The sequence below is a fragment of the Sneathiella sp. HT1-7 genome, assembly GCF_020731145.1.
Taxonomy (GTDB): domain Bacteria; phylum Pseudomonadota; class Alphaproteobacteria; order Sneathiellales; family Sneathiellaceae; genus Sneathiella.
The window spans coordinates 798,194-809,207 of sequence record NZ_JAJFZN010000003.1; the positions used below are offsets into that span (position 1 = coordinate 798,194).

The 11,014-nt window shown below is 52.0% G+C and carries 10 protein-coding genes and 1 pseudogene; 9 read left to right on the forward strand and 2 right to left on the reverse strand.

Annotated elements, in window-relative coordinates; genetic code table 11:
• The first annotated feature begins 63 nt into the window (after positions 1–63).
• Both LKE13_RS13500 and LKE13_RS13505 read left to right on the forward strand, forming a co-directional pair.
• Positions 64–1,071, forward strand: a complete 1,008-nt coding sequence (locus tag LKE13_RS13500) for a glutathione S-transferase family protein (RefSeq protein ID WP_227951900.1) — start codon at positions 64–66, stop codon at positions 1,069–1,071.
• Positions 1,072–1,369: 298 nt separating this feature from the next.
• Positions 1,370–2,005 carry a CGNR zinc finger domain-containing protein gene (locus LKE13_RS13505; RefSeq protein WP_227951901.1) on the forward strand — a complete coding sequence of 212 codons (636 nt, stop codon included), beginning with the start codon at positions 1,370–1,372 and terminating at the stop codon, positions 2,003–2,005.
• A gap of 9 nt (positions 2,006–2,014) precedes the next feature.
• On the opposite strand, the gene LKE13_RS13510 is transcribed toward LKE13_RS13505, so the two are convergent.
• The gene (locus tag LKE13_RS13510; protein ID WP_227951902.1) at positions 2,015–3,529 is read right to left on the reverse strand and encodes a malonate--CoA ligase; all 1,515 of its coding nucleotides are present in this window, start codon (positions 3,527–3,529) and stop codon (positions 2,015–2,017) included.
• Between the two features lie 18 nt (positions 3,530–3,547).
• Positions 3,548–4,216, reverse strand: a complete 669-nt coding sequence (locus LKE13_RS13515; RefSeq protein ID WP_227951903.1) for a GntR family transcriptional regulator — start codon at positions 4,214–4,216, stop codon at positions 3,548–3,550.
• A 286-nt stretch (positions 4,217–4,502) separates the two neighbouring features.
• Between LKE13_RS13515 and LKE13_RS18910 the strand changes: the two are divergent.
• The 7 genes and pseudogenes from LKE13_RS18910 to LKE13_RS13550 all read left to right on the forward strand — a co-directional run.
• A pseudogene (locus LKE13_RS18910) lies at positions 4,503–4,800 on the forward strand (TRAP transporter large permease subunit); the annotation flags it as partial.
• A 9-nt stretch (positions 4,801–4,809) separates the two neighbouring features.
• Positions 4,810–6,132 carry a malonyl-CoA decarboxylase gene (locus LKE13_RS13525; RefSeq protein WP_227951905.1) on the forward strand — a complete coding sequence of 441 codons (1,323 nt, stop codon included), beginning with the start codon at positions 4,810–4,812 and terminating at the stop codon, positions 6,130–6,132.
• Between the two features lie 154 nt (positions 6,133–6,286).
• Positions 6,287–7,207, forward strand: coding sequence for an SDR family oxidoreductase (locus LKE13_RS13530; protein ID WP_227951906.1), 921 nt, complete (start codon positions 6,287–6,289; stop codon positions 7,205–7,207).
• Positions 7,208–7,218: 11 nt separating this feature from the next.
• Positions 7,219–8,076 carry a MaoC/PaaZ C-terminal domain-containing protein gene (locus LKE13_RS13535; protein ID WP_227951907.1) on the forward strand — a complete coding sequence of 286 codons (858 nt, stop codon included), beginning with the start codon at positions 7,219–7,221 and terminating at the stop codon, positions 8,074–8,076.
• Between the two features lie 101 nt (positions 8,077–8,177).
• Entirely contained in the window at positions 8,178–8,852 is a 675-nt protein-coding gene (locus LKE13_RS13540) for a nitroreductase (RefSeq protein WP_227951908.1), read from the forward strand.
• A 58-nt stretch (positions 8,853–8,910) separates the two neighbouring features.
• Entirely contained in the window at positions 8,911–9,585 is a 675-nt protein-coding gene (locus tag LKE13_RS13545; RefSeq protein ID WP_227951909.1) for a nitroreductase, read from the forward strand.
• Between the two features lie 9 nt (positions 9,586–9,594).
• Positions 9,595–10,752: an acyl-CoA dehydrogenase family protein gene (locus tag LKE13_RS13550; RefSeq protein ID WP_227951910.1), complete on the forward strand. Its 1,158-nt coding sequence runs from the start codon at positions 9,595–9,597 to the stop codon at positions 10,750–10,752.
• Positions 10,753–11,014: the final 262 nt, after the last annotated feature.

The following is an 11,014-nucleotide window of genomic DNA, read 5'->3' on the forward strand; positions in this document are numbered from 1 at the left end:
ACAGAGATAATCACTGCTGCGCGACATTTTGAGCGGCGGAATGACCATAAAAAGGAAATAATTATGTCGGATCAGCAGTATGTCATCTTTGGCTCGGAATATTCCCCTTTTTCCGTCAAGGTCCGCTCATATTTCCGCTACAAGAATATTCCACATGAATGGCGTCCACGCACGCTTGAGACACAGGCGGAGTTCCAGAAATACGCCAAGCTGCCGCTCATCCCGTTGATCCTCGGGCCCGATGAGACGGTATGGCAGGATTCCACCCCGATTATTGAAACTTTCGAAGAGAAATTCTCCGATCCTGCGTTGCAGCCGCCGTCTGCCGTGCTCAACTATCTTTCCTGCCTGATTGAGGATTACGGTGATGAATGGGTCAATAAACCGATGTTTCATTACCGATGGTGGCGTCCTGAGGATCAGGAGACCGTGAGCCGAGGCCTTGCACGCGCCGTCAATCCAAAGGGAGATCGGGAGGCACAGGACAAGCTTGCCGATTCCATTCGCACCCGCATGGTGCCGCGGCTTCGTTTTGTGGGGTCAAGTGAGAAGACAAAGGACGTAATCGAGACATCTTTTGATCAGCTGCTATCGCTGCTGGGCAAACATTTAGAAACCCGAAAATATTTGTTCGGTGGCCGCCCCGCACTTGGTGATTTTGGTTTGTTTGCGCAAATTTACTGCTGCCTTCAACAGCCAACAACGGCAAAAATAATTAAAAATGGCTATCCTGAGATTACTGACTGGATTGCCCGGATGCTCGATCCAAAGGCGGAGCAGGGGTGGGAAGACTGGTCAACCCTCTCCCCGACATTGGAACCCCTGATCAGGAAGCAGATCGGCGATATCTATCTGCCCTGGAGTCTTGCGAATGAGAAGGCGGTGTTGAGCGGGGAAGAGGAGTTTTCCCTCACGTTGATGGATCAGGAATTCAGCCAGCAATCAGTCAAATATGCCGCGAAATCCATCCATGTGTTACGGTCGCGCCTTGCCGAAACAGCGGATCGGATGGAACTCGACAAGATTCTGGATCACTGCGGCTGTCTGCAACCCTTACTTTCACAGTCTTGACATATATTTTCAGTTGATCATATTTCTGCCGAAATTTACCGGTATTGATTTAGGCCTTAACTGAATTGTTTTATAAGTGAAAATGATAGGGTAGTGGTCGTTGTCATTATCCGGATTTTTCTGCATATACTTATTAAAAATATAATTAAATTAATATCTTGCAATTCTTTTCTAATTTAATAGATTATGTTCATCATTGAAGCAAATAACTATTGACGGCGAACAAACTAGTATACTATGAAATATAGGTATATTATGGTTTTGTTACACGACGAATGAGACGTTACGGGGTATTTTTGTGGCACGGATCGACGCGCTTGTAAAATCTGGGGTTGTGAATAAAGAGGGTTTTTATACTCTTGGTGGACGCCTCGCCATTGATTTTGCCAATAGTTACAAACGGATCGGTCGCGAGAAGGAAGGGATCAGCAGTTTTGAAGATTTGCTGATTTTCATGAAATCCCACCATTTGTTGCATGAAGACGAAGCTTCAGACCTTCATATGTTCCATTTTCAAAACCCTGGCCGTTGCCAAAAGGTCGTTGACGGCCTTGTCGAATTGCGCAACGGGTTCCGCAATGTTTTGACGGAAGTCGAGCAGGGTTGGCCGGTCAGTCTTGATTTTTTTGAAGAGATAAACAAGCGGCTCGCAAGCTTCAAGAGCTATCACAAGCTCGAACCCACGGAAGAGGGGATGGCGCTGAAATCCGTCATTGATGAAAATGGGCCGGAGAAACTGATGTTTCCGATTGTTCGGGACATCGCCGATTATCTTGCGTCGGACCATGTGGAAAAAACACGCGGTTGTGCCAGCGATGATTGCGATCTTTATTTCGTCAATCAGTCTCGCAATGGTCGCCGTCGCTGGTGCTCCATGTCGACCTGTGGTAATCGCGCCAAGGTTAACGCCTATCTGAAGCGCCAGGAAGCGTAATTTCCGTCTTTAGACAGCCGTCTTTGCCCGATCCCGAAGCTGATTTTTCTGCACCTTACCCATGGTGTTACGAGGCAGGTCATCGACGATATAAACTTCTTTAGGCACTTTGAAATTGGCGAGTTTTTCCTTCACATAGGCAATCACATCCTGATCTGAGAGGGACGCGACGCTGCCATCAGGAACGATAAAGGCGACAACTGCCTCCCCGAAATCCGGATGCGGGCGACCGACAACGGCGCTTTCATCCACACCGGGCATTTCGTCAATAAAGCTCTCTATTTCCTTCGGATAGACGTTGTATCCGCCGGAAATGATCAGGTCCTTCGACCGGCCGACAATGCGGTAATATCCATCTTCGCCTTTTCGTGTCATATCGCCGGTGATAAAGAAACCATCGGCGCGGAACTCTGCGGCGGTTTTTTCCGGCATCTGCCAATATCCCTTGAAGACATTCGGTCCGCGAATTTCAAGAATGCCGATGTCGCCTTCCTTCACAACATTGCCGGCGTCATCGACAATGCGCACCTCGTTATCGAGTGGGAAGCCGACAGTGCCGGCCTTTCGTTCCCCGTCATACGGGTTGGAGGTGATCATGCCCGCTTCCGTCATGCCGTAACGTTCCAAAATGACATGGCCCGTCCGCTCTTTGAACGCATTGAACGTCTCCGCAAGGAGCGGCGCAGAGCCAGCGGTGAAAAGGCGCATATTGCGGCATACTTCTTTGGTAAATCCCGCCTCGGTCAGCAGGCGGACATAGAAGGTCGGCACACCCATAAAGACGGTGGCCTTCGGCAGGTTGTCGATCACAATGGCGGGATCGAATTTTTTAAGGAAAATGACCTTTGCCGCGCTTAAAAAGGCGCAATGCAGGGCGACGAACAGTCCATGCACATGAAAAATCGGCAACGCATGAAGCAAGACGTCGTCCGTCTGGAACTGCCAGTATGAATTCAGTGTTTTAGCGTTGGACGCCAGATTATCATGTGTCAGCATCGCGCCTTTTGAGCGGCCCGTCGTGCCAGATGTATAAAGGATGGCGGCAAGATCGTCTCCGGCGCGCTCAACGGTAGAGAAATCCACAGAAAGTTCGGCAGCACGTTCGGTCAGGCTACCCGTGCCCATTGTATCGAGGGTAAGTACCTCCTGCACGCTGCAATTATTCGCTATTGTTCTTATTTCCTCAAATGAGGCTGGATCGCAGACAACCACGGTCGGCGTGGCATCACCGAGAAAATATTCAATTTCCGCAGTTTTATAGGCTGTGTTGAGCGGTAAATACACCAATCCCGCCCGTAGGCATGCGAGATAAAGAATAATGGCCTCTACCGACTTTCCAGTTTGAACGGCGACACGATCCCCCGGCACAACACCAAGGGAGACAAGCAGGTTCGCCATTTGCGCGGATTTATTTATCAAGTCACCAAAGGTATAGCTGGGTACATCTGGTCCTTCAAAAGCGATTTCATTTAAGTTCGCCGGAAACCGGCTGTCAAACAGGCTGTAGAGGTTTTTATCAGTCATTGTCACTCGTTCTTTGGATCAGGCAGACGCCCTAAGGTAATGGGAGGGAAGGGTGGAAAGAAAATCAGTGAACCGCTCACCCTGAATGGCGACGTGATCGCGGGTCAATTTCTCGGCGAGGGCAGCATCGCCCTTGATCACCGCCTCGACAAGCGCGCCATGCTCATTGGAGGAGGCGAGAATGCGACCGGGAATGCGGACTTGAAGCCGACGGTGAGCAGATAAGCGGTGACGGAGTTCCCGGACCTGTTTTTCAAGGAAGTTATTATGGCTGGCCTTGTAAAGAAGGTCATGAAGACGCAGGTTGTGGACATAGTATTCATCAAAATCTTCTGTGCCCGACAAGGCATGACATGATTCATGGGCATCAAGAAGGGCCGTCTTCTCGGCAGGACTAATTCGCCGCGCAGCGAGACGGGCGCAAAGTGCCTCCAGATCGGCCATTACCTCGAACATATTCATCAGGTCCTGCACGGAAATGGCCGCGACGATTGCCCCGCGGCGCGGACGTATCTCGACAAGGCCAGAGGCTGAAAGACGGTTCAGCGCCTCCCGTATCGGGGTGCGGGAAACGTTAAATTTCTCCGCCAGGATGGTTTCATCCAGCCGCGTTCCGGGCTTTAAACTGCCTGTCACGATTTCCTGTTCGAGCACAGGGAGAATTTCGTTTGCCCGTGAAGTTGCCATGTCGACTGTCCATATTATTGATAGGCCGGGAATGTAACGCGGTACAGTATGTCAGAGAATCATTTCTTGTATACAAGAAAACATATTTCACATACAAAAATTTTAAGCGGAAGGAAGATAGCTACAATTTCTCCCGGAGAAGAGCATAAAAATAAGGGGGAAGAACCCTTTTAAGATGCGAGAAGAATTATGAAATTCATGTCTGAAAGTATGAGGAATATGTCTCCCGTCGGATTGATTGCGGCGGATGGTGCCTTAGGCGCTTTTATTCTGCCGTCGTCGAATTTTTTTGCCGCCTGTTGCCGACATTGTCATGACTGCGCCCTTTTTGATCCCTATTATTATCAATATTGGGTTTGATCCCTGTTGGCTTGCGGTTGTCCTGATCCTAAATATGGAAATAGGATTGATCACACCACCGGTGGGATTAAACCTGTATGTTATAATTGGAATTGCACCGGGCACTTCCCTGTCGACTATTTAGGGGGCTTTGCGGTTTATGTTTTGCCTGATCGCCGGTACAATTCTTGCTGTGTTTCAACCCGGAAGTTGCCGCATGGCTTCCGGAAAAAATAATGGGATAGACTACTAATATGGCGCCGACTTTTGTCACTCAATTTTTTAATTCCATCGCCGATACCGGCCGTGAACTCCTTGATCTGCGTGGAGACAAGAAGCGCGGGCAGGGGATAAAGGGATTGAGTCATGATCTCCTGACCCAGAAGGGGGAGGCATCGGGCATGGCTCTTGCGCGCGATGCGGTTGAGGCCTGGATTAAGCTCTCCGATGAGGAAAAACTCGATTTTCTTAAATTCCTGAACGAGGAAATGGCGCCGGATCAGAAAAAGATTGAGGCGGCGGTTGCGGCCTATCATAAGGAAAGCAATGTAGAGAATTATAAAACACTGAGTTTGGCGATTGAGGCGCCGCGGCAGGAACTGATGAGGCGACTCAATTTTGCGCCGGGCGGCACGGCGGCAATTGTCGCCATGCGCAAGTTTCTGGTTGGGCATTTGCGGAAACATCCAGAACTGAAAGCCGTGGACAGCGATCTGCAGCATCTTCTCAGTTCATGGTTCAATCGTGGTTTTTTGACGCTGGAGCGCATCGACTGGCGTACACCCGCCGTTGTGCTGGAAAAACTGATTGAATATGAGGCCGTACACGAAATTGACGGCTGGGAAGATTTGCGCCGTCGCCTTGACAAGGATCGGCGATGCTTCGCCTTTTTCCATCCGGCTCTGCCCGATGAGCCGTTGATCTTTGTGGAAGTCGCGCTTGTGAAAGGTCTCGCCTCTGCAATCCCGCCGCTTCTGTCGCGGGATACGGAGCGGGGCGACCCAACGAAGGCGGATACGGCCATTTTTTATTCCATCAGCAACTGTCAGGATGGATTAAAGGGCATTAGCTTTGGTAATTTCCTGATCAAGCAAGTAGTGGCGGAACTTTCGGCAGAGCTTCCCAATTTAAAGCATTTTGCAACGCTGTCGCCGATTCCCGGCTTTATGCGATGGCTGGCAGCCCTAAAGGGCGCTGCCGCCGGTATGCATTTCAAGGATATCAATGTTGTCCGCAAAATGATTGCCGAGCCGGATTGGCAGAATAACCCCGAAACCGTGGAAGCGGTGCGTGAGCCGCTCGAAAAACTCTGCGCCCATTACCTGATTAACGAGAAAAAAGGCACTCGTCCGCTTGATCCGGTGACGCGGTTTCACTTAGGCAATGGCGCACGGCTTGAGCAGCTCAACTGGATGGGCGACAGCTCTCCCAACGGGCTTGCGCAATCTGCGGGACTGCTGGTGAACTATTATTATAGCCTCAAGGATATAGAGAAAAACCATGAGGCTTACGCCAATGAGCGTAAAGTCGTGGCCTCCTCCGCCTTGCAATCCCTCGCCAAAAACGGCAAGAAATAAGGACCGCCCAAGCCAATTGTATTTCGCCCCCGTGTTCGCGTCATTTTTTTGTCGACGGCGTGGGGGCGATGCTTATAATCGGGCGCAAGAACGAAGGGATTAATCCCGCGGATCGACAACAACAACTAAAAATAAACAACAAAAAGGAAAAGAAATGTCGGATCAAAATATGCTTGCAGGTAAAGTAGTCGTTGTAACGGGCGCCGGCCGGGGTGTCGGCCGGGGCATCGCCATCATGTGCGCGTCTCAGGGTGCAAAAGTCGTGGTCAATGACTTGGGCGGCACCGAGCAGGGCGACGGAGCGGACCAGATTCCAGCCATGGAAGTGGTGAAAACTATCACCGATGCCGGCGGAGAAGCCATCGCCAACTTCGGTAATGTCGCGAGCTCGGATGACGCCGGCCAGATGATTGAGGATGCCCGCAAGGAATTCGGCGGAATCGATTGTGTCGTCAATAACGCCGGTATCCTGCGCGACGTGATCTTCCATAAGATGAGCGAAGCGGAATGGGATGCGGTTATTGCCGTTCATCTGAAAGGTAGCTTTAACGTTGCCCGTGCTGCGGCCCCATATTTCCGGGAACAGCAGAGCGGGTCGATGGTGCACATGACCTCGACGTCCGGCCTGATCGGTAACTTTGGGCAGGCAAACTATGCCGCCGCAAAACTCGGTATTGTGGGTCTGTCGCGGTCTATCGCGCTTGATATGTCTCGATTTAATGTCCGGTCTAACTGCATCTCTCCTTTTGCGTGGTCCCGCCTGATTGGTACCATTCCACAAGGCACGGACGCGGAGCGTGAACGTGTTGCCAAGATCCAGCAGATGACACCAGAGAAAATTGCCCCGCTTGCCGTTTATCTTCTCTCCGATCAGGCTTCTGATGTTACCGGCCAGATTTTTGTCGTCCGCAATAACGAGATTTGCCTGATGAGCCAGCCGCGCCCAATCCGCAATCTGCAGACCTCCGATGGATGGACACCTGAGACAGTGGCGGCTCGCTTTGGTCCCGCCGTCAAGTCTTCCCTTGTGCCGCTGGAACGCTCCGGTGACGTTTTCTCTTGGGATCCGGTCTAAGGAGCAACGGCATGACAATCGATTATGACAAGCTCATAAACTGGAAGTTCGAGGATATCGAGCAGACTTACACGTCAAAGGACACCATCCTATACGCGCTCGGTGTCGGACTTTCCATGGACCCACTCGATATGGACCAGCTCCGCTTCACCTATGAAGAGGATCTGCTGGCCCTGCCGACGATGGCCGTGGTACTCGCTTATCCCGGTTTCTTCCTGAAAGATCCTGAATTCGGTGTTGACTGGGTGAAGGTGCTGCATGGGGAGCAGGGGATCGAGATTCATAAACCTCTGCCCGCCGAAGGCACGGTCGTTGGCACAACGAAAATCACGGAGATCATTGATAAGGGGGAGGGCAAGGGCGCGCTCATGTACTCCACCCGCGAAGTGCGAGAGAAGGCGAGCGGTGATCTGCTCGCGACACTCACGTCCACGACTTTCTGTCGGGGTGATGGCGGCTTTGGCGGCCCGAAAGTGGAGGCGCCGAAACCGCATGAACTGCCCGACCGGGCGCCGGACAGCGTGGTCGAGCTTCCAACCCTTGATCAGGCAGCGCTTATCTATCGCCTGAGCGGGGACTTCAACCCGCTCCATGCCGATCCGCGCGTCGCGACAAATGCCGGTTTCAAGGCGCCGATCCTGCATGGTCTCGGTACCCTGGGCGTGGCGGGTCATGCGCTCGTTAAACAAGCCTGCGGCTATGATCCGGCGAAGCTGAAATCTCTTCGCTTGCGGTTCTCTTCTCCCGTCTACCCGGGGGAGACAATCGTCACCGAGATGTGGCATGACGGGGACGTCACGTCTTTCCGCTGCCGGGTTAAAGAGCGGGATATTGTTGTCCTGAACAATGGCTACGCAAAGATTGGCTGAGCGCTGATCAATGTATGACTGAACGGCAGGATTGGTTTGTAAATTCTGCCGTTCCTTATTCTATCAGGCACACAATCATTCTTATAGCTGAGGAATTAAACATGGATGTTGAACAAGCAATCCTGACCCGCCGATCTATTCGCGCCTTCACGGACAAATCGGTCCCGAAGGATACAATAGACCGTATCCTGAGCCTCTCTCAACGGTCACCGAGTGGCACCAATATACAGCCTTGGCATACATATGTTTGTACCGGCGCCGTTAAGGACGCTATTTCCCGTGATGTCCTCGATCTGGTGGATAAGGGACAGGCGAAAACCTATGAAGAGCTCGACTACTATCCCGCTAAATGGAAAGATGTTCATCGTGATCGGAGACGGGGCGTCGGTTGGGGTCTATATGGATTGCTGGGCATTGAAAAGGGCGACAGGGAAGCGACCATGCGTCAGGCAAAGCGCAACTTCAAATTCTTTGATGCGCCGGTCGGGTTGTTTTTTACGGTCGATTCCTATCTTCTCCGCGGTAGCTGGAGTGATACGGGCCTCTATATGCAGACCATCATGCTCGCCGCACGTGGGGAGGGGCTTCATACCTGTCCGCAGGCCGCCTGGCTCAATTATCCGGACCCGATCCTCAAGCATCTGAATATCCCCGATGATCAGGTTCTGGTCTCTGGTATGGCCATGGGTTATGAAGATACAACCGCGATCGAGAATACCCTGGTGAGTGAACGCGAAGACATAAGCAATGTTGTTCACTATGTCGGGTTTGACTGACGTCCCCACGATGACCGGATAAGATATCCCGGCATTGATATATGACAGGAGCAAGCGAGTGAACGTATCTGAGGCAATTAAATCACGGATCACCGTGCGTCAATTTCTCGACAAGCCGGTACCTGAACAGACCGTCCGCGATATTATTGAAACCGCAAAACGTGCGCCCTCTGGTGGCAATCTGCAACCCTGGACCGTTCATGTTTTGAAAGGCGATCCATTAGCGGCGTTGATTTCTGATATTGAAGAAAAGCTGAAAAGCGGCGTGACGGAAGAGCCGGAGTATAATGTCTATCCCCCGGAGCTTGTCGATCCATACAAAACACGCCGGCGCATCGTTGGGCAACAGCTATATGACCTGATTGGTGTCCCGCGATCGGACACACCTGGCAAACTCAAGCAGCTTGCGCGCAATTTCCGCTTCTTTGATGCGCCGGTCGGAATGTTCTTCGTGCTGCACAGGCAGATGGAGATCGGGCAATTTGCGGATGTCGGTATGTTTATGGAGAATATCATGCTGCTCGCCCGTGAACACGGCCTCGATACCTGCCCGCAGGAAGCCTGGGCCCGCTGGCCGCAAACCTTGAGGGAACATCTCTCGCTCAGCGATGACGAAATGCTTTTTTGCGGTCTGGCGCTCGGTTATCGCGATGAGGCGGCAGTTATTAATGAGCTCGTCTCGGAGCGCGAAGACTTTGATAATTTCGTCACCCTTCACGGGTTCGAGGAGTAGATTTCTAGCATGAATGATGAAGATGTAATCGGCCAGATACGCGAAACTGTCCGTCAACTATGTGCGGGATTTCCCGGTACTTATTGGCGGGAGAAGGACCGGGAGCGAGCCTATCCGACGGAATTTGTCGACGCCCTGACTGAGGCCGGGTTACTGTCCTCGCTGATCCCGGAGGAATATGGCGGGGCGGGACTGCCACTTAGCGTGGCTTCTGCGATCCTTGAGGAAATTCATGCCAATGGCTGCAATGGGGCTGCCTGTCATGCTCAGATGTATACGATGGGAACGCTCTTGCGCCATGGCTCGGAAGAGCAGCGACAGAAATACCTCCCCGGAATCGCGAGCGGAGAATTGCGGCTCCAGGCTTTCGGTGTGACAGAGCCAACCGCAGGGACGGATACCACCAGTATCTCAACAACGGCCGTGCGTGACGGCGATGACTATGTGGTGAATGGCCAGAAAGTCTGGACATCCCGCGCGGAGTATTCCGACTTGATGATCCTGCTCGCCCGCACAACCGCGAAAGACAAGGTTGCCAAACGCGCTGATGGTCTCTCCGTCTTCGTCGTGGATATGCGGGAAGTAGTGGGAAAGGGCATGACCATCCGCCCGATCCGCACCATGATTAACCATGCCACAACGGAAGTTTTCTTCGATAACATGCGTATTCCGGCCTCCGCCCTGATCGGGGAGGAAGGGAAGGGATTTCGGTATATTCTCACCGGCATGAATGCGGAACGGATATTGATTGCATCGGAATGCCTCGGCGATGCGGACTGGTTTATCAGGACGGCCTCAGATTATGCCCGTGACAGGAAAGTGTTTGGCCGACCGATTGGCCAGAATCAGGGAATCCAGTTTCCGATTGCCCGCGCTTTTGCCGATACCCGTGCGGCCAAGCTGATGGTTCGGGAAGCCTGCCGCCTTTATGACGCGGGAGAACCCTGCGGCGGGGAGGCCAATATGGCCAAGATGCTGGCCTCCGAAGCCTCATGGGCAGCGGGAGAAGCTTGTATCCAGACCCATGGTGGATTCGGCTTCGCCGAGGAATATGATGTTGAGCGGAAATTTCGCGAAACCCGGCTTTATCAGATTGCGCCGATCTCGACCAATCTGATCCTTTCCTATATCGCGGAGCATGAACTCAAGCTGCCGCGCTCCTACTGACTGATTCTGTCCGGCAGCGAAGGAAATTGGTTTTGCGGGAATTTCTGGAAATTTCATGTGGACCCTGCGTCATTTTGTGGCGGCAGGCCGACTTGTAACTACAAGATATAGAAATTGTCAAAAAAGCATCATTTAAGGTGTTGACGTTGTTGGATGATGGTCCTATAAACCGCGTCACGCCGACGGGGCGGGTCTGGTTTTGGGTTTTGTTTTTGGCCTAATTTGCTTGATTTGTCTGGTTGGTTTTTTTGTCCGGAATTTT